General features: G+C 71.1%; 18 protein-coding genes. 11 read left to right on the top strand and 7 right to left on the bottom strand.

Features of this window, described 5'->3' with window-relative positions:
* Window positions 1-124: 124 nt before the first annotated feature.
* A complete protein-coding gene (locus ABD798_RS35830; protein WP_344885648.1) occupies window positions 125-1,357 on the top strand; it encodes an MFS transporter in 1,233 nt (410 codons plus the stop codon).
* On the opposite strand, the gene ABD798_RS35825 is transcribed toward ABD798_RS35830, so the two are convergent.
* The 3 genes from ABD798_RS35825 to ABD798_RS35815 all read right to left on the bottom strand — a co-directional run bounded on the left by ABD798_RS35825 (window position 1,358) and on the right by ABD798_RS35815 (window position 4,011).
* The gene (locus ABD798_RS35825) at window positions 1,358-2,551 is read right to left on the bottom strand and encodes an SPFH domain-containing protein (RefSeq protein ID WP_344885646.1); all 1,194 of its coding nucleotides are present in this window, start codon (window positions 2,549-2,551) and stop codon (window positions 1,358-1,360) included. It lies immediately after the preceding gene.
* A complete protein-coding gene (locus tag ABD798_RS35820) occupies window positions 2,552-2,983 on the bottom strand; it encodes an NfeD family protein (protein WP_344885643.1) in 432 nt (143 codons plus the stop codon).
* A 221-nt stretch (window positions 2,984-3,204) separates the two neighbouring features.
* Window positions 3,205-4,011 (bottom strand): DUF3097 domain-containing protein, encoded by an 807-nt coding sequence (locus ABD798_RS35815; RefSeq protein WP_344885639.1) that lies wholly within the window; start codon window positions 4,009-4,011, stop codon window positions 3,205-3,207.
* A 30-nt stretch (window positions 4,012-4,041) separates the two neighbouring features.
* On the opposite strand from ABD798_RS35815, the gene ABD798_RS35810 reads away from it, so the two are divergent.
* The 3 genes from ABD798_RS35810 to ABD798_RS35800 all read left to right on the top strand — a co-directional run bounded on the left by ABD798_RS35810 (window position 4,042) and on the right by ABD798_RS35800 (window position 6,039).
* Window positions 4,042-4,830, top strand: coding sequence for a hypothetical protein (locus tag ABD798_RS35810; protein WP_344885636.1), 789 nt, complete (start codon window positions 4,042-4,044; stop codon window positions 4,828-4,830).
* Window positions 4,831-4,834: 4 nt separating this feature from the next.
* Complete coding sequence (locus ABD798_RS35805) at window positions 4,835-5,788, top strand: LLM class flavin-dependent oxidoreductase (protein ID WP_344885633.1); 954 nt, start codon at window positions 4,835-4,837, stop codon at window positions 5,786-5,788.
* A 101-nt stretch (window positions 5,789-5,889) separates the two neighbouring features.
* A complete protein-coding gene (locus ABD798_RS35800; protein WP_344885630.1) occupies window positions 5,890-6,039 on the top strand; it encodes a hypothetical protein in 150 nt (49 codons plus the stop codon).
* A gap of 21 nt (window positions 6,040-6,060) precedes the next feature.
* Here the strand turns inward: ABD798_RS35800 and ABD798_RS35795 are convergent, their stop codons facing one another.
* From ABD798_RS35795 to ABD798_RS35780, 4 genes are read right to left on the bottom strand one after another with little or no spacing between them, the layout of a single operon-like run.
* Complete coding sequence (locus tag ABD798_RS35795; RefSeq protein WP_344885627.1) at window positions 6,061-6,945, bottom strand: XdhC family protein; 885 nt, start codon at window positions 6,943-6,945, stop codon at window positions 6,061-6,063.
* Complete coding sequence (locus ABD798_RS35790) at window positions 6,942-9,146, bottom strand: xanthine dehydrogenase family protein molybdopterin-binding subunit (RefSeq protein WP_344885624.1); 2,205 nt, start codon at window positions 9,144-9,146, stop codon at window positions 6,942-6,944. Before ABD798_RS35790 ends, ABD798_RS35795 begins: the two co-directional genes overlap by 4 nt.
* Window positions 9,143-10,111, bottom strand: coding sequence for an FAD binding domain-containing protein (locus ABD798_RS35785; protein ID WP_344885621.1), 969 nt, complete (start codon window positions 10,109-10,111; stop codon window positions 9,143-9,145). Before ABD798_RS35785 ends, ABD798_RS35790 begins: the two co-directional genes overlap by 4 nt.
* The gene (locus tag ABD798_RS35780) at window positions 10,111-10,743 is read right to left on the bottom strand and encodes a (2Fe-2S)-binding protein (RefSeq protein WP_344885617.1); all 633 of its coding nucleotides are present in this window, start codon (window positions 10,741-10,743) and stop codon (window positions 10,111-10,113) included. Before ABD798_RS35780 ends, ABD798_RS35785 begins: the two co-directional genes overlap by 1 nt.
* A 125-nt stretch (window positions 10,744-10,868) precedes the next feature.
* Here ABD798_RS35780 and ABD798_RS35775 point away from each other — a divergent pair, with 125 nt between their 5' ends.
* The 7 genes from ABD798_RS35775 to ABD798_RS35745 all read left to right on the top strand — a co-directional run bounded on the left by ABD798_RS35775 (window position 10,869) and on the right by ABD798_RS35745 (window position 18,931).
* The gene (locus ABD798_RS35775) at window positions 10,869-11,774 is read left to right on the top strand and encodes a LysR family transcriptional regulator (protein ID WP_344885614.1); all 906 of its coding nucleotides are present in this window, start codon (window positions 10,869-10,871) and stop codon (window positions 11,772-11,774) included.
* Window positions 11,775-11,942: 168 nt separating this feature from the next.
* The gene (locus ABD798_RS35770; protein WP_344885611.1) at window positions 11,943-12,050 is read left to right on the top strand and encodes an FDLD family class I lanthipeptide; all 108 of its coding nucleotides are present in this window, start codon (window positions 11,943-11,945) and stop codon (window positions 12,048-12,050) included.
* 56 nt (window positions 12,051-12,106) lie between these two features.
* Window positions 12,107-12,253, top strand: coding sequence for an FDLD family class I lanthipeptide (locus ABD798_RS35765; protein ID WP_344885609.1), 147 nt, complete (start codon window positions 12,107-12,109; stop codon window positions 12,251-12,253).
* A gap of 140 nt (window positions 12,254-12,393) precedes the next feature.
* Complete coding sequence (locus tag ABD798_RS35760) at window positions 12,394-12,531, top strand: FDLD family class I lanthipeptide (protein ID WP_344885606.1); 138 nt, start codon at window positions 12,394-12,396, stop codon at window positions 12,529-12,531.
* 225 nt (window positions 12,532-12,756) lie between these two features.
* A complete protein-coding gene (locus tag ABD798_RS35755; RefSeq protein ID WP_344885602.1) occupies window positions 12,757-13,998 on the top strand; it encodes a lanthionine synthetase C family protein in 1,242 nt (413 codons plus the stop codon).
* 20 nt (window positions 13,999-14,018) lie between these two features.
* A complete protein-coding gene (locus tag ABD798_RS35750) occupies window positions 14,019-17,153 on the top strand; it encodes a lantibiotic dehydratase (protein WP_344885599.1) in 3,135 nt (1,044 codons plus the stop codon).
* Window positions 17,150-18,931, top strand: a complete 1,782-nt coding sequence (locus ABD798_RS35745) for an ABC transporter ATP-binding protein (protein WP_344885595.1) — start codon at window positions 17,150-17,152, stop codon at window positions 18,929-18,931. Before ABD798_RS35750 ends, ABD798_RS35745 begins: the two co-directional genes overlap by 4 nt.
* The last annotated feature ends 3 nt before the right edge of the window (window positions 18,932-18,934 follow it).

Here is an 18,934-nt window from a genome sequence, read left to right as displayed (position 1 = left end):
CACACGGCTTCGGCGGATCTGCCTGGCCGGAGCAGGAGCTCTTCACGCGGCACCCGGGCGGTCCTCGCGTGGTGTTGGGCTCGCGTGTTGCGCCGGGCCCGGCGGCTGCCGTCTTCTCCTCCGCATGGCAGTGACGGGTGCAGTGGAGCGCGCGGGCATTCCCCGCCCCCTCGCGTGGGGCTTCCTCGGTGTGCTGATCTTCATGATCGGTGACGGCGTCGAGGCGGGGTACCTCTCGCCCTACCTGGTGGAGCGGGGCCTGTCGACGCCGCAGGTGGCGTTGCTGTTCACCGTCTACGGCGTCACCGCGGGCATCGCGGCCTGGCTCTCCGGCGCGCTGTCGGACCTGTGGGGGCCGCGCCGGGTGATGGCGCTGGGCCTGCTCGTCTGGGTGGTGTTCCAGGTGCTGTTCCTGGCGATCGCGGTGCCGACGATGAACTTCTCGTTGCTGCTGCTGGGATACGGGCTGCGCGGGTTCGGGTATCCGTTGTTCGCCTTCGGGTTCCTGGTGTGGGTCGCGGCGGCGACCCCGCGCGAGCGGCTGGGCACGGCGGTCGGCTGGTTCTGGTTCGCCTTCACCGGCGGCCTTCCCACGCTGGGCTCCCTGGTGGCCAGCGGGCTGATCCCGGTCATCGGGCCGCTCGCGACGATGTGGGTGGCGCTGGTGCTGATCGTCGTGGGCGGGCTGATCGCACTGCTGCTGGTGCGCGAGCGCAGCGGCTACGCGCGGCTGGCCCCGGAGGGGGAACGCCCGTTGGTGACGTTGCTGGGCAGCGTGAGCATCCTGTGGCGCAACCCCAGGATCGGTGTCGGCTGCCTGGTGCGGGTGGTGAACACCGCGCCGCAGTTCGGTTTCCTGGTGTTCCTGCCGCTGTTCTTCACCGAGACGATCGGCTTCGGCCTCGGCGAGTGGCTGCGGCTGCTGACGGTCATGTTCGCCACGAACATCGTGTTCAACCTGATCTTCGGGATCGTCGGCGACCGGCTGGGCTGGCGCCGCACCGTGGCGTGGTGCGGTGGGGTCGGCTCGGCGGTGACGATCCTGTTGCTGTACCACGTCCCGGTCGCGGCGGGTCCGCAGTACTGGCTGGCGCTGCTGGTCGCGGCGGCCTACGGCGCGACGCTCGCGGGCTACGTGCCGCTGTCGGCGCTGATGCCCTCACTGGCGCCCGAGCACAAGGGGCAGGCGATGGCCGCGCTGAACCTCGGCGCGGGCGCCAGTGCGATGGCAGGTCCGGCCATCGCGGGTCTGTTCCTCGTCCCGTTCGGCGTGCAGGGCGTGATGCTGATCTTCGCGGCCCTGTACCTGGTCAGCGCCGCGCTGACGCTGTTCCTGAAGCTGCCGGACGAGGCGTGATCACTTCTCCCCGTCGGCCGGTTCCGTCGAGCCCGAGGAGATCCGGGGAGAGCCCGTGCTCAGCTCGGGGGTGCCGGTGCCGAGCGGGCCAGGGACCTCCTTGCGCGCGACGGCCTCGGCCTCCTGGACGGCCTTGGCGACGTGCGGGTCGGGCGCGGTGTCGAACCAGCCCGCGGTCTCGTCGTCGTCGGACTCGGGCTTGCTGACGGTGTCGTCAGCGGGCGGCTGGTAGCGGAAGACGCCGTCATCGCCCTTGTCGCCGAACATCTTCGCGAAGCCCTGCAACGCGTCGCCGAACTGGCTGGGCACCATCCACACGGTGTTGGAGTCGCCCTGCGCCATCTGCGGCAGCGTCTGGAGGTACTGGTAGGCCAGCAGTTCCGGCGTCGGCTTGCCCGCCTTCACCGCGGCGAAGACCTTCTCGATCGCCTTGGCCTGCCCCTGCGCCTGGAGGTAACGCGCGGCGCGCTCGCCCTGGGCGCGCAGGATGCGGCTCTGCCGCTCACCCTCCGCGCTGAGGATGGCGGCCTGCTTCTGGCCCTCCGCCGAGAGGATCGACGCCTGCTTCTGGCCCTCAGCGGTCTTGATCGAGGCTTCCCGCTGGCCCTCGGCGGTGAGGATCATGGCGCGCTTCTCGCGGTCGGCGCGCATCTGCTTCTCCATCGAGTCCTGGATCGATGGGGGAGGGTCGATGGCTTTCAGCTCGACGCGGGAAACGCGGATGCCCCAGCGGCCGGTGGCCTCGTCGAGCACGCCGCGCAGCTGGCCGTTGATGGAGTCGCGCGAGGTCAGCGTCTCTTCGAGGCTCATCCCGCCGACCACGTTGCGCAGCGTCGTCGTGGTCAGCTGCTCCACGCCGATGATGTAGTTGGAGATCTCGTAGACCGCCGCGCGGGGGTCGGTGACCTGGAAGTAGACGACGGTGTCGATGGAGACCGTCAGGTTGTCCTGGGTGATCACCGGCTGCGGCGGGAAGGACACGACCTGCTCGCGGAGGTCGATCCGCGCGCGCACCTTGTCCAGGAACGGCAGCAGGAAGTTGAGTCCCGGCGCGGCGACCGCGCGGAAGCGGCCGAGACGTTCGATGACCGCGGCCTGCGCCTGCGGGATGACCAGCACGGCCTTGGCGACGGTGACCAGCACCAGCAACACCAGTACCGCCACCACGACGAGGGTGACGACTCCTGCATCCACCTAGATCTCCTCCGACCAGACGATCGCTGTAGCTCCGGAAATGCTCATCACCGTGACGGTGCTGCCCGCTTCGAGGACCTGGGTCTCGTCGTAGCTGCGCGCGGACCACACCTCGCCGCCGAGCTTCACCTGACCGCCGCTGCTGTCCACAGTGGACAGCACGACGGCCTTGGCTCCGACGAGCGCCTCGGTGTGCATCTTCATGCTGTCGCCCGCGATCAGCCGCCGTTTGATGGCGGGCCGGGCGAGCGCGATCAGGGCGACCGAGGCGATGCCGAACACGATCGCGTCGACGAGCAGGGCGGCCCCCAGCGCGGAGGAACCCGCGGCGGCGAGGGCGGCAAGGCCGATCATCAGCAGGACGAAGTCCCCGGAGAGCACCTCGGCTGCGATCAGCAGCACGCCGGCGATCAGCCACACAAGAGCGGCCATGCCCTCATCGTGGCAGAACAGCGGCTCCCGTGTCCCGCGCAACACCCCACGTGACCCACGCGTGATCTTCGAACTCCGCCAACGCCCCGTTCGGTGCGCTCAACGCACCAAACGACCCGTTCAGCTCCTTCAACGCACCAAACGACCCGTTCAGGGCTCCCAACGCGCTGAACGGGTCGTTCAGGTCCTTTCGAACGCGCTGAACGGGTCGTTCGGGTACTTCAGGAGGGCACGGTGACGAAGTCGATGAGCTGCTCCACCGCGCCGAGCAGCGGCGACTCCAGATCGCGAAAGCCCTTCACGGACGCGAGCACCCTGCGCCAGCCGTCGGCGGGTTCGCCCCAGCCGAGGCGCGCGCAGACGCCCTCCTTCCACGGCGTGCCCTTGGGGATCACCGGCCACTCCGGGATGCCGAGCACCGAGGGCTTCACGGCCTGCCAGACGTCGACGTACGGATGCCCGGTGACCAGCACGTTCGGGTCGGTGACCGCCGCGACGAGCCGGGATTCCTTGCTGCCCGCCACGAGGTGGTCCACCAGCACTCCGAGCCGCCGGTTCGGCGCGGGACCGAACTCCGCGACGAGGCCGGCCAGCTCGTCGACGCCGTGCAGCGGCTCCACCACGATGCCCTCGACGCGCAGGTCGTGGCCCCACACGCGCTCGACCAGCTCGGCGTCGTGGATGCCTTCGACCCAGATGCGGCTGGCCGCGGCGGTGCGGGCGCGCCGGCCCTCCACGCGCACGGAGCCGGAGGCGCTGACGCGCGGGGCGGCCGGAGCCGCGACGGGGCGCACGAGCGTGACGGGCTGGCCGTCGATCAGAAACGCCGCCGGGGTCATCGGGAACAGCCGCCGTCGACCGGCCGCGTCCTCCAGCAGCACCGAGCCGGCCTCGACGCGCACGACCGCGCCGCAGAACCCGCTGTCGGGGTCCTCGGCGACGACGCCGACGTCGGCGGCCACCTCGGGAACCTCGCGCCGCTTGCGCGGTGTGGACAGAATGTCCTTGCCGTAGTTGAAGGAACGCACAGCCAGAACCTACCCGTATCCTTGGGCACCGTGTCTGTTCCCAGCGCTTCCCTGGCCGTGTGGGCCTCCGCGTGGCTGCACGGCGCGGCCGCGGCTGACGACGTGCTCGACGCGCTGTCCGCGTGGGGCGAGCTCCAGGAGTTCGTCGCGGCCGACCAGGAGACGGCCGACCGCACGGGCCTGCCCATCGACGGCGAGCGCGCCGCAGGACCCGCGCTGTGGCTGGGCGCGTTGCGCAAGCTCGGCGCGGACAACGCGGCCCTCGTGCTCCCGATCCCCGGCGACGTCCGAGGGCTCGGCGGCCCCGGCCCGGTCACGCGCCCGGCGCTGGAGCGCGGCGAGGCGGCCGTGTTCGCCTCAGCGGCCCTCGCGGCGGTCCCCGATGACGTCGCCGACGGAGTCCTGCGCTGGACGGTGTTCTCGCTGACCGGCTCCCCCGTCGCGGACCACACGCCGATCGGCGAGGCGGAGCACGGGATGACCGTCGCCGTGCGCGAAGCCGCCGCGACGCTGGTGTCGTTGGACGTCGCACGGCACCGGCCGAACGTCCGCGCGGAGATCGCGGAGTTCATCTCCACGCGTCCCAGGCTGGCGTGGCCGACGGGGATGCCGCCGCGCTCGCTGCGCGTGCTGGAGCGCTCCGTCGAGGTCGAGGCGATCCTGCGCGCCGCAGAGGGAGATGGTGGCGCGGTGTCGGCCTCAGCGGCACGTGCGCGTGCGGATGCGTTGCGGCCCCTGGGCGACGCAGTGCGTTCAGCCCGCTGCGGCGCGATCGCGGAGGCCGTGCGGCAACTCAGCGGCCAGTACCGCAGGAGCTGACCGGGTGCCGCGCACATCGGTCTTCTACCCGTTCGAGGTCACCGACGCGCGCGCCGTGCTGCCGTTCGCAGAGCTGGTGCGGCGGGGGCCACTGGAGCGCCTGTGGCTCGGCCAGTCGACTTCGGTGGAGACGCACCACGTGTTGGCCTATCTCGCGGGCGCGGGCATGACGGTGCCCATGGGGACCGCGGTGACGTTGCTGCCACTGCGCAATCCTTATGAGGCCGCGCTGGAGGCACGGTCACTCGCCGCGCTCACAGAGCACCCGTTCGTCGCTGGGTTCGGGTCGTCCTGGGAACTGTTCGTGACGAGCGTGGAGGGCAAGCCGTACGCGAGCCCGCGCCGCGCCATGCACGAGTACCTGTCCTGCGTCCGCACGCTGATCGACGGTGAAGTCGCCGAGGTGCAGGGCGAGTACGTCAACCTGCGCAGCGTGCTCGGGCCGATGGCGCACCCCGGTGTCGAGGTCGGCGCCGGTGTGCTCAGACCGGCGATGGCGCGAACGGCAGGCGCCGTGGCCGACGTGGCGATCACGACGCTGACCCCGCCCGCGTACGTGCGCGACGTCCTCGTGCCCGCGCTGCGCACCGGTGCTGAAGGCCGCGAGCGCGTGCCCCGGGTCGTCACGCTCGTGCACGCAGCGACGGAACAACCAGGCCGCGATCCGTTGCACCTGGCCAAGACGGGCGCCATCCGGCACATGGGACTGCCGCACTACGGCGCGATGCTGCGCAGTGCCGGGCTGGAGTTCGACGTCGCGGACCAGGACGGCTGCGCGGCGGCGCTGATCGAGGCGGGCCTGTTCCTCACGGGTTCCCCGGAGCACATCGCCGCAGAGTTGCACCGCTACCGCGAAGCCGGAGCGGACGAGGTCGTGCTCAACCCCTGCGGCGTGCTCGTGGCGGAGGGCCAGGACGCCGCGCTACGCGATTTGGAGCTGATCAGCGCGGCACTGTGAGCACTTCTGCTCAGGTCGCTTCAAGGCCCGGTGAAAACGCGCACTCCCCTCACGTCTCCGTGCCACGATCCGGGAACCACCTGATCATGAAAGGTCGTGAGATGGACATCTCCCCTGCTGACCCGTTCGACATCGACGTCCGCGTCGTCACCCCGACCGAGGACGCCCCGGTGAGCGCGTTCTCGACCATGTTCACCTGGGCTCCGTGCCCGCTGCTCAGCAAGGTGGTCTGCCCGAACGGCAACGGCTGACCGGACGGGCTCCGCCGGGCGTCACGCACCGGCGGAGCCCAACTCGGCCGCGACGGCCACGGCCAGCTCGACCGGACCCCTGCCGCCGACTCCGGCGAGCCCGATCGGCGATCGGAGCCTGGCCAGGTCCGCGCGCCCCGCTCCGGCCTCGCGCAACCGCCGCACGCGGTCGCGGTGCGTCGCGGCCGACCCCATGGCCCCGACGTAGGCGCTTCCCGCACTGAACGCGGCCATGATCGCGGGGACGTCCACGGCGGGCTCGTGGCTGAGCACCGCGACCGCGCAGCGCCGGTCCAGCTCGACGCCGCTCATCCGGGGCACGACCTCCGCGCCGAGCACCTGCGCGGCGAAGACCGGCCGGTGCTCGACGACGACGGGCCGCCACCCCAGCTCGGAAGCCAAGCGCACCAACGGGTTCGTGACCGCCGTCGACGAGACGACGACCAGCCGCGGGCGGGGCAGGAACGAGGCGACGAATGCCGAACCCACCAACGAGGCGCCCTCGGCACGAGTGGACCACGACACACCGCGCTCCCCAGTCTCAAGATCAACGCGAAGCACCACCGGTCGATCCGACGCCACCTCCGCCGCGGCGGTGAGCAGCTCCGGGTAGACGGGCTCGACGAGCACCCGCAAACGGCCTCCGCACGTCAGTCCGACGCCGAACGGGGACGGAGGGCCGTACTCGCGCAGTTCCGAGCGCCCGGTGGCGAGCACGCGTTCGGCGACCGCCACCACGTCGGCGTCCACGCAACCACCGCTGATCCAGCCGCGCACGGTGCCGTCCTGCCACACCACCATCGCCGTGCCGATCGGGAGCGGGGCGCTGCCGGTCTTGTCGACGAGAGTGGCGATCGCCGCCGGTTGTCCTTGGCGTGCGAGCAGTTCCGGGAAGGCCGACCTCACAGCAGCCGCTTCGGCGTGATCGGTAGCTCGCGAACGCGCTTGCCCGTCGCGTTGAACACCGCGTTGCCGATCGCCGCCGCGACACCGATCGCGCAGACCTCGCCGAGTCCCTTGGCGCCCAACGCGTTGGAGTTGCGGTCGGCCTTGTTCACGAAGTGCACGTCGATGTCGCCGACGTCGGCGTTGACCGGCACGTGGTAGTCGGTGAACGCCGGAGCGAGCGCGCGCCCGGAGACCGGGTCCTGCCGCATCTCCTCCATCAGCGCGGCGCCCATCGCGTAGATGATGCCGCCCTGCGCCTGATTGCGAGCGGTCTTGGCGTTGAGCACGACACCGCAGTCGAAGACACCCACGTGGCGCACCACGCGGACGCGCGGAAGGTCGCGGTCGATGCGCACCTCGGTGAAGTGCACGCCGAAGGTCGCTGTCTCGTACGGAGACTCCTCGGGCGCGTACTTCCCGTTGCCGCGCAAGGGGTTGACGTTGTTGCGGGACAGCAGCACCGCGTAGGTCTCACCGCGCCGGGGCTCGGACTTGGCGAACAGCCGACCGTTGCGGACGCTCACGGCGTCCTCCGCGAGCCCGTGCAGCGGCGAGCGCTGATCTCCCACCGCGAGGCGGATCGCGGCGCGGCGCGCGTCGAGCGCTGCCAGGTGCACCGCTGTTCCGGTGCTGCCGGAGGTGAGGGAGCCGAAGGTCGGAGCGCCTTGCGGCAGGTCGGAGTCACCGGACTGAATGGTGACCGTGCCAGGAGAAACACCCAGTCCGCCGGCGGCGATCTGCACCATCGTGGTGAGCGTGCCGCCGCCGATCTCCTGCGTCGCGACGCGGACGACGGCGCGTCCGTCCGATCTGATGTCCACAAAGGATTCGGCGGCGCGGTGGTGCTCGACGCGCCGCGCGGTCGCCATGCCGTAGCCGACCAGGTCGTTGCCCTCGCGCCGGGTTCCGGGACGCCGATCCCTCCTGTGCCAACCGAAGCGCTCCGCGCCGATGCGGTAGCACTCCAGGAGGTTCTTGTCGCTCCACGGTTTCCCGCTGTCCGGGTGCACGTCGGCGTGGTTGCGGCGACGCAGCTCGACGGGGTCCATTCCCAGCGAGTGCGCCAGCTCGTCCAGTGCGCACTCCACCGCGAAGCTGCCCGAGTTGTCGCCGGGGGTGCGCATCGGGGTCGATGAGCCGAAGTTGATGCGCGCCAAGCGCACGCGGGTGCGCAGGTTCGGCACCGCGTAGGTCATGGTCGAGGAGTGCGTGGTGCCCTCCGGCCGCTCGCTCAGGAACGACGTGGAGTTGGTGCTGTCGTGGGTGATCACCCGGAGCCTGCCGTCGCGTTCGGCGCCGAGCACGACGCGCTGCACGGTGGGCGGCATGTGCCCGGTGGTGGTGAACATCTGCTTCCTGGTGATCACCGCCTGAACGGGCCTGCCCACCCGGCGGGCCGCGAGCGCGACGAGCAGGGTGTGGCCCCACACGTGCGACTTCGCACCGAACGCGCCGCCGATCAGCGGGCACAGCAACCGGACCTGGTTCTCCGGCAGGCCGAATGACGCCGCGACCGAGCTGCGGTGCAACGTGACGGCCTGGCTGGAGTCGTGGACGGTGAGCTTGTCCCCCTCCCAGCTCGCCGTGGTGACCGAGGGTTCGATCGGCGCGTGGCTGACCATCGCCGTGCGGTACTCGGTGTCCACGCGCACCGGGGACCCGGCCAGAGCGGCGTCGGGATCTCCGCGCAGGCTCTCCTGCGGGAAGTTCACGTAGCCGCCGCGCGCCGCGACGTAGGCCGACGGCAACGCTCTGTCCAAAGTGGACACCGGGTTGACGCGCTCGTACTCCGCCTTGACCAGCGAGGCGGCGTGGGCGGCCTGCTGCCGGGTGGCGGCCACCACGATCGCGATGTGCTGTCCGGCGTGGTGGATGCGGTCGTCGGAGAACGGCATCCTCGGCTCGGCGAAGTACGGGACTGTGGGTACGCGGTGCCACACCGGCCGGTCCAGGTGGCTCAGCACCGCGAGCACGCCAGGGGCCGCCTTGGCCGCCGCCACGTCGAGCGAACGCAGTCGCCCCGCCGAAACACCACTGCCGACGAGCACCGCGTACACCATGCCGGGCAGCAGCGTGTCCGCCGTGTACCGCGCCGCGCCGGTCACCTTGTCGCGCGCCTCGACCCTCGTCAGTGCGGCGCCGATCCCCTGCTCGCTCACGCGTTCCTCAACTCCGTCAACGCCCGCCGGACCACGCGGCGGACGAGCTCGACCTTGTACTCGTTGCCAGGACGGGGTTTCGCACCCTCCGTCGCGGCGTCACCGGCCTTCGCGATGGACGCCTCGGTGAACGGCCCGCCGACCAGTTCCCGCTCCGCCGCACCGCACCGCCACGGCTTGGGCGCCACGCCGCCGAGCACGATCCGCGCGGAGCGGACGACTCCGCCGCTCACCTCGACCGCGACCCCGGCCGACACCAGCGCGAACGCGAAGGACGTCCGGTCGCGGAACTTGAGGTAGTGCGACGGCGGCGCCGGGGGCAGCTCGATCGCGACGACCACCTCGTCCCGGCGCAGCACCGTCTCCCGCTGCGGAGCGTCTCCTGGAAGCACGTGGAACTCCTCGACCGGAATCCGTCGCACTCCGGACGGTCCCTCCACGCGCACGACGGCGTTGAGCGCCACCAGGGCCACCGCGCAGTCCGACGGGTGCACGGCGACGCAGGACGGGCTCGCCCCGAAGAGCGCGGTCTGCGCGCCGTCCCCGGTCAACGCGGCGCAACCGGAGCCGGGTGCGCGCTTGTTGCAGTCGAACTCCGGCAGCCTGAAGTACGCGCACCTGGTGCGCTGCAACAGGTTCCCACCAAAGCTCGCCCGGTTGCGGATCTGCGGCGACGCCCCGGAGCGCAGCGCCAGCACGAGCGCGGGGTAGGCCCGTCGCAACCGGCTGTCGTCAACGGCGTTGCGGCACAGGGCTCCGATGTGGACACCGCCGTCCTGCTGCCACGCGAGGCGGTCGAGGCCGAGGCCGTTGACGTCGACGAGCTGGTTCGGCGCGCGGACCCCGTCCCTCAGCAGCGTCACCAGATCGGTGCCCCCGGCGATCACCTCGGCGTCGGGGTTCGCGCCGAGCACCCGCACCGCCTCGGCGACCGAACCGGGCTTGGCGTAGTGGAAGGGTCGCATCAGCGCTCTCCCCTCGCCGCGTCGATCACAGCGTCAACGATGTTCGAATAGGCGGCGCAACGGCACAGGTTGCCGCTCATCAGCTCGGAGATCTCGGCCCGCGACGGCCTGGGGTTCTCCCGCAGCAGGCCGACCGCGGAAGTGACCTGACCGGAGGTGCAGAACCCGCACTGGAAACCGTCGCGCTCGGCGAACGCCCGTTGCACGGGATGCATTTCCCCCTTGACGACCAAACCTTCGACAGTGGTGATCTCCCTGCCGTCGTGCAGCACGGCGAGGCTGATGCAGGACAGGACGCGCGTGCCGTCGAGCAGCACGGTGCACGCCCCGCACGCGCCCTGGTCGCACCCCTTCTTGGGACCGGTGAGGCCCCACTGGTCGCGCAGCGTGTCCAGCAGGCTCGCACGCGGGTCCACCTGTGCGGACCGGCGGGCGCCGTTGACGGTCAGCGCCACCGGAAGCGCCTCCTGCGCGTCCGGGACCGGCGGTGCGGCGAGCGCGGAAACGGAACCGGAGAGCGCTGTCGCCGCGACCCCGGCCCCGACGGCGCCCGCCGCTCCGGCGAGCACGGTGCGCCGGTTCGGGCCGGACGCTTCCGCCCCTCCGGCAAACGTGAGAGCATTTTCCTGCATTTCTTCACGCCCATCTCACAATGGTGGACATTGATACGGCGAACACCTCGATCTCACCGCCGAAGAATGGACTTGTCCAAGACAGGAAACGAATCGAGCGATACGCGATCGCTATCATCCGAGGTATGGAACTGCGTACGCTGCGGTACTTCGTCGTTGTCGCCGAGGAACTCCACTTCGGCAGGGCCGCCCAGCGGCTGCGACTGTCCCAGCCCGCGCTGAGCCACGCGGTCAAGGCGCTGGAGCGGGGTCTCGGGGTCGCGCTGCTGACCAGGGACTCGCGCCGGGTCGAGCTGACCGAGGCCGGGCGCGAGGTGCTGGGGCGCGCGCGCACCGTGCTGGCAGCGGCCGAGGAGGTCGGCAGAGCGGCGCGGGAGCACCGCGAGGGGTTGCGCGGTCGCGTCCGAGTCGGCTTCCTGTGCAACGACGCGGGTTTCCCCGCGATCGCCGCGCTGCTGCGCCGTTTCCGCGCCGAGGAGCCGGGGATCACCGTGGAGTTCCAGCGCTTCGACTTCCACGAGCAGCCAGAGTTCGTGCTCGACGGCCGCGCCGACGTCGGCCTGCTCTGCCTGCCGGTTCCACCGCACGGGCTGCACGTCGTCCCGGTGGCAGATGAGGGGCGGCGCGCCGTGCTCGCCGCCGACCACCCGTTGGCGCACAAGGACTTCCTCACCTTCGAGGATCTCGCCGACGTGCCCGCGCCGAGCTTCCGCGCCGAGGTTCCCCGGATCTGGCAGGACTTCTGGCGCGTCGACCCGCGCCCCGACGGCCGCAGCCCCGCGCACGGCCCGGTCGCGGACAACCCCGAGACGCTGCTCGCCCACGTCGCGCAGGGCAGCTGCGTCGCCTTCGTCGCCGAGAACTCCTCAGCGCACTACGGCCGCGACGACCTCGTCACCCGCGAGGTGCGCGGGCTCACGCCGAGGACGCTCGCGCTGTGCTGGGCGCGGGACAACGCCAACCCCGCGTTGTCCGCGTTCACCGACCTGCTGCGCCAGAAGGAGATTCACGATTCGGCGAGCCCCGATTAGTCCACTGTGGACCACCGGGTGAAAAAAAGTTCCCACCACGCCCTGACGAGCCACAACGCGCGGTGGAGATCGTCCGGGATTCAACGTCTTCGAAACGTCGCGGGCGCGCCGCCGGGAAGCTCTGCACAGTGGGTGCCGTATTCGCCCCACCGTGAAAGGCAGAGCTCAATGGACCAGTTCGACCTGGACGTCAACGTCACCTCCCCCGCCGAGTTCGGCGACTCGGAGACCCTCGCGAAGACCGCGATCTTCCAGTGCCCCACCTGGCCCTGCTGACCCACCTCCCACGCACGCGGTCACTTCGGCCGAGACGCTAGGAAAGGCTCCACAGCATGAACCCCGACCTGGACCAGTTCGACCTGGACGTCCGCGTGGCCACCCCGCGCGAGCTCGCGGCCGAGCCGCAGGACCTCACCACGCTGCGCACGTGCATCACGTGCAGGAACTGCGGCATTACCACGTCCGCGCCGGTCAACTGAGGTGACGGGCGGGACCCGGGCGCGGTCCGGGTCCCGCCTTCCGCTCAGCAGGAAGCATGGTCCCAGGCTTCGGAAAGAGGATTGCACCACCACGCCTGTGGGGGAGAACGTCGCTGTCCCCCACAGGAATGAGGTGCTCGATGAATCCGGACCAGACAGCGCTGGACCAGTTCGACCTCGACATCCGCGTGAGCGGAACCGGCGAGCGCGTCGACGTCGAGGGCGCCTCGCTCTCGGTCTTCGCGTGCAGTCTCCGCTGCACCATCGTCGGCTGCTGACCCTGCCCGGGCAACAGAAAGGCGCGAGGACGTGACCCCCGACCAGAACGTGCGCGTCGCCAGCCCACACGGCATCCGCTGAGCACCACGACGGGACCGGGTGCCGCACGGCACCCGGTCCCACTCGACCCCGATTTCGTCGTTGTGGAAACACATCGCGTCGCGCGATCACTCTCCTGCACGATGAGTCCCACAGGACACGCCCAGCCACTGAGGAGTGATGCGGTGCACCCGGCCCTGGCTGAGCGCGCGCGGGACACGGCGAAGCTGATCCTGACGCGGCTGGCCGACCCCGTCGTCGTCGAGGAAGCCGTCGCGGCCTCCGAACGGCGGGCCACGCTCCCCTACGGCTGGGGCGGCCCGGGACTCTTCGTCGGGCACGCGGGCAGCGCGCTGGCCTTCCAGGCCGCCCACCGGGCGTTCCCGCACGAGGCGGCGCACTGGCGCGGCCTGGCCCACCAGCACCTGGCCACCGCCGCCAAGGCCAGCTTCGACAGCCCGCTCACCCACGCGGGCGTCTCCTCCGGCACCGCCGGGCTCGCCTTCGCCTTCGCGGACTCCCTGCGCGAGGAGCCGCGCTACGGCGGCACCCTCGACAAGCTCAACGCCCAGCTGGCCGACCAGGTGCTGGACGCGCCGAGCTGGCGGGGCCGGGACGGTGTGCGTGACAGGGACTACGACGCGATCTCCGGAGCGGCCGGAACGCTCGCCCACCTCAGCGCCGTGCGCGATCCCGATCCGCTCGTGCGGCGGGCGATCGGCTCGCTGCTCGACGACCTGAGCTGGCTGTGCCAGGGCAACTGGGTCATCCACCCACGCGACTACCCGCTGCCGGAGTACGCCGACAACTACCCGCACGGCTACGTCAACCTCGGCCTGGCGCACGGCATCCCGGGTCCCATGGCGGCGCTGTCGTTCGCACACCGGGCCGGGCACCGCCGGGACGGCGTCGTCGAGGCGATCCGGCACACCGCCGACTACCTCGCCGAGCAGAGCTGCCGCTGGCCCGTCGGCATCCCTTTGAGTGAATCCGGGACCGAAGTTCGCGATCGTGCCAAGCCCGGCAGACTCGCGTGGTGCTACGGCGCCCCCGGGGTGGCGTGCGCCCTGCTGAACGCCTCGATCACGTTGGACGACAACGATATCCGCCACGTTGCGGTGGAGGGCTTCTCGGCGGCGCTCGACGGCTTCGACGGGCTGCCGGAGGCCACGCTGTGCCACGGCGTCGCGGGCGTTCTGGTCATCAGCACGATTTTCGCGAGTCACAATCGGAGGGGTCCGAGCGACGTGGAGATGCTCACCGAGCACCTGCTTTCCCACTGCGACAAGGACTTTCCCCTTGGAGTGCGGGAGAACGGCCTGGACGACCCCGGTCTGCTCACCGGCTCAGCGGGGGTCGCTCTCGCACTGCTGACCGCGACCGGGGACATCGACCGGCACTGGCAACGCGCACTGCTGTTCACCTAGAAGGCTTGGGAGGCAAGGACATGGCAGGACCGCAACCGCTCTACCGCGCGGCGGGATTCTTCATGGTGCGCACGCCGACCCTGCCCGCGTCCGAATTCCTGTCGATCACCGGCGTCGCTCCGGACGACGCGCGGCGGCGGTTGCGCGAGCTGGCCGAACGGCCACTGGTGCGCCAGGCACTGCACGTCGCGAGCCCCAGCCTCACCTCGGGGCTGGCCCACCTCGGGGCCCACTCCCTCGGGACTCAGTCTCTCGGGACTCAGTCGAAGAAGTCGGCGCGGGCGTACTCCTCGCTGCTGCGCTACCTCACCAGGATGTCCACCCGGCCGACGCCGTACGGGCTGTTCTCCGGCATCGGCGTCGGCAGGTTCGCCGAGCGCACCACGCTCGCGCTCGCCACCGACCCGGTGCTGCGGACCCGCACGCGCGCGGACCTCGGCTGGCTGTTGACCGTGATCAAGCGGCTGGACGAGGACGAGGCCCTCCCCGACGACACCCGCGTCGCGGCGAACCCCGTGCTGTACCAGGTCGGCGGGCGCGCGGTGCTGCCCTACGCCGATGTGCACGGGCAGTCCGACAACCGCAACATCGGCTTCCGGCTGACCACGCCCGTCACGATCGCGCTGCGCATGGCGGCCACGCCCGGCACCACGATCGGCGACATCGTGCACCGCATCCGCGACGAAGTGCCAGGAGCCACCGAGGACAAGGCGCGCACCCTGGTCGGGCAGCTGTGGGGCATGCACGTGCTGACCAGCGACCTGCGCCCGGCGATGACGGTGGCACTTCCGGAGCAGGAACTGCTCAAGCGCCTCGACAACGGCGAGGTGCGCGAGGGCCTCGAACGGACCCGGGCGCTCGCGTCGGCGGTGGACGAGCACCCCGGCCGCGCCGATGTGTCCACTGTGGACGAACTCGTTCGGCACCAGCGGGCGATGGCCCCCGAGCACACCAAGGACACCTTCCAGCTCGACACCGCGCTGGCCGTCACCGGCGCCGAGCTGTCGGAGCGGGTGGCGGCCGACGCGGCGGAGGCCGCCGAACTGCTGATGCGCGTCGGCAGCTCAGCGCGCCGCCAGCCGCACGTCGTCGAGTACCACGCGGCTTTCCTGGAGCGGTACGGCATCGGCGCGGAGATCCCGGTGCTGGACCTGCTCAGCCCGGAGCACGGCCTCGACGCGCCCGCGACCTACACCATGCCGGTGCGCGCCACCCCGCTGCCGCGCGTGGCGACCGAACCCGACGGCTCCCGCGACCGCGTCCTGATGCCGGTGCTCGCCGAGGCGTTGCGGCGCGGGCAGGACGAGATCGAGCTGACCGACGAGCTGCTGGAGCGGCTGACCACGTGGCGGCCCACCGAGGAGAAGGCCCGGCCGCGCCCGTCGCTCGACCTCTACGCGCAGATCGCCGCCACCTCCCGCGAGGCGATCGACTCGGGCGACTACCGGCTGGTGGTGTCCCCCGGAACGATGTCCGACGGCGGGCGCACGTTCGGCCGGTTCTTCGACCTGGTCGAGGAGACCGATCTGGCCGAGCTGCGCGAGTTCGCCCGCGCGGAGGAGGCGCTCTGCCCCGACCTGGTCTTCGCCGACATCAGCTACGCCTCCGCGCGGGGCCGCAACGGGAACGTGGCCGTGCACCCGCAGGTGCGCCGCCACGAGATCTGCGTGAACACCGCGCCCTCGGTGCCCGAGGACCACCGGATTCCCCTGTCCGACATCGTCGTCGGCGCGACCGTCGACCGCTTCTACCTGCGTTCGCGGCGGCTGGACAAGGAACTGCGGGTCACCCAGGGGCACATGCTCAACCCGATGACCGCGCCCAACGTGTGCCGCTTCCTCCTGGAGCTGTCGGAGGACGGGTTCGCACCACTGGCCGCCTTCAACTGGGGCGCGGCGGCCCACTCCCCGCACCTGCCCCGCCTGCGGCGCGGGCGGATCGTCCTCTCCCCCGCGCTCTGGCGACTGCCCGCACACCAGTTCCCCGAGGACGGCGCGGAGTTCGCCGAGGCGCTGACCCGGTGGCGCGAGCAGTGGCGGGTGCCGAGGCACGTCTTCCTCGCGGTGTTCGACAACCGGCTCGCCCTCGACCTGGAGCACCCGCTGTGCGTTGCCGAGCTGCACGCCGAACTGGCACGGGCCGCGCGCGCGAAGGAGGAGCAGCCGGTCGTGCTGCACGAGCTGCTGCCCGACTTCTCCGAGTCGTGGCTGTCCGATGTGGACGGTCGAGGCTACTTCTCCGAGATCGTCGTGCCGATGCTCGCCAGCACCGAGGAGGCCGTGCGACGCAAGCCCGTCACGCTGGCCCCGCTCGCGCACGAGCCGGAGTCCCGGCGGCGCCTGCCCGGGGACGAGTGGATCTACCTGAAGCTCTACTCCGCGCTGTCCCAGCACGACGACATCGTGAGCGGACCGCTTTCGGAGTTCGCCACGGCGCTGCGCACGGAGGGCGTGGTCGACCGGTGGTTCTTCATCCGCTACAGCGACCCCTACCCGCACCTCCGGTTCCGGCTGCACGTACCCGATCCGGCCGCGGTCCCCGGCGTGCTCGCACGCGTGCTGGCCTGGGGCGGGCAGGTCGTGGAGGCCGGGCTGGCCAACGACATCGCGCTGTCGAGCTACGACGTCGAGCTGGAGCGCTACGGCGGCCCCGACGCCTACGACGCGGTGGAGGCCACCTTCGAGGCCAACAGCGCGGTCTGCGCGGCGCTGGTGCGGTACCTGAAGGCCAACCCCGGGCTCTCCCCCGACGTGGTGTGCACGCTGGCCCAGCACTCGCTCTACCGCGACTGGGGCACCACTCCGTCCACTGTGGACAAGGTCTCCGACGCGATGCGCACGCGGTTCAAGGAAGTCCGGACGCTGCTGTGCGACCTGCTCGAACCGTGGGACGCCCACCCCGACCCGCAGGCGCGCGAGCACCTGGACGCGCTGACCGCGATCCTCGCCGGGCAACGGGACAGCGTCCGCGCGGCGGGGGAACGGGTCCGCGAGGTGGCCGCGAGCGGTCGCCTGGTCGGCACGGAGGGCCGGGTGCTCGGCAGCCTCGCGCACATGCAGGCCAACCGGTTGCTGGGCATCGACAACGCGCGGGAGAACGAGTGCTACCAGCTGTGGGCGCTCGCGCTGCGGCTGATCAAGGGACGGCCGTCGTGAAGGAGCGCGGCAACTGGTCGCGCGCGCTGCGGCTGCTGTGGGAGGTCAGCCCCTGGCACGTCGGCAGCGTGATCGCCGTGGCCACGCTCACCTCCCTGGTGCCCGCCGCCACCGTGCAGCTGACCACCCTCGCCGTGCAGGGCATCGCCGACGCCGTGGCCAGCAGGGGCGCTCCGGCGGCGGTGGACGGCGCGTTCACCGCGGTGGTGGCGCTGTGCGGGCTGATGGTGCTCACGCACGTGCTCTCCACCTGCCGGGCCTACCTGGAAACCCTGCTCCAGCTGCGGATGTCCAACACCGTCAACGAGCGGATCATGGCCAAGGCGACGCGGCTGCGGCTGGAGAACTTCGAGGACTCCACCACCTACGACCGCCTCCAGCGCGCCAGCCGCGAGGCCGCCTACCGGCCGTACCAGATCTTCGCGCACCTGATCACCACCGTCTCCAGCGCGGTGTCGCTGATCGCCGTCAGCGTGGTCCTGCTGTCCTGGAACGTCGGCGTCGCGGTGGCGATCCTGCTGGCACCACTGCCCTCCATGGCCAGCAGGGTGTTCTACAGCCGCGTCGGGTGGAAGATCGAGAACGAGCGTTCCGCCGACCGCCGCCGCGCCACCTACCTGCAGTACCTGGTGACCAACGACCGCTCCTTCAAGGAAACGCACCTCTTCGGGCTCGGACCGCTGTTCCTCGGCCGCTACCGAGACCTGATCTCGCGCTTCTACCGGGTGGACCGCGACCTGGAGCGCAAGCAGGCACTGGTGTCCGGAGCGCTGGGGCTGCTCAGCGTCTGCGCTGCGGTGGGCGCGGTGCTCTACGCGCTGAACGTGACCATGGCCTCCGGGCAGGTCGGGCAATTCGCCGGATACCTGGCCGCGATCACGCTCGTGCAGTCCACCGTGCAGGCGCTGTTCGGCGGGATGGCCATGCTCTACGAGCACAACCTGTTCCTGGGCAACCTCTTCGGCTTCCTCGACATCGAGGAGGGCGGCCCGGTCAGCGGCACCCGGCCGTTCCCACCGGTGCTCAGGACGGGCATCGAGTTCCGCGACGTCAGCTTCACCTACCCCGGCACCGGCACTCCGGTGCTCTCCGGACTCGACCTCGTGCTGCCCGCCGGGAAGTGCGTCGCGCTCGTCGGGCAGAACGGCGCGGGCAAGACCACCCTGGTGAAGCTGCTGGCCCGCTTCTACGAGCCGACCGGCGGGCAGATCCTGATCGACGGCGTCGCACTGGCCGAGTACGACCTGGACGACCTGCGCGCCAACATCGGCGTGATCTTCCAGGACTTCGTGCAGTACGAGGCCAGTGCGCGGGAGAACATCGGCTTCGGACGCGCCTGCGCACTGGAGGACACCGCGGCGATCAGGGGCGCCGCGGGGCGCGCCGACGCACTGTCCTTCGTGGAGTGCCTGCCGAAGGGGCTGGACACCCAGCTCGGCCGGTGGTTCGCCGGGGGCAGCCAGCTCTCCGGCGGCCAGTGGCAGAAGGTCGCGCTGTCCAGGGCCTTCCTGAGGGACGCGCCGATCATGGTGCTGGACGAGCCGACCGCGGCGATCGACGCCGCCGCCGAGGCCGAGATCTTCACACGGATGACCGAGATCGCCGGGCGCGCGACGACCCTGCTGATCGCCCACCGCTTCTCCACCGTCCGCACCGCCGACCACATCGTCGTCATCGACAACGGCCGCGTCCTCGAAGAGGGCGCGCACAGCGACCTGATGGCGGCCGATGGCGTCTACGCCAAGCTCTTCCGCCTCCAGGCCGCCGGCTACACCTGAGCG

Source organism: Allokutzneria multivorans, from assembly GCF_039537405.1.
Classification (GTDB): domain Bacteria; phylum Actinomycetota; class Actinomycetes; order Mycobacteriales; family Pseudonocardiaceae; genus Allokutzneria; species Allokutzneria multivorans.
The sequence above is the reverse complement of the archived record's forward strand: the minus strand, read 5'-3'. Positions and strand labels throughout refer to the sequence as shown.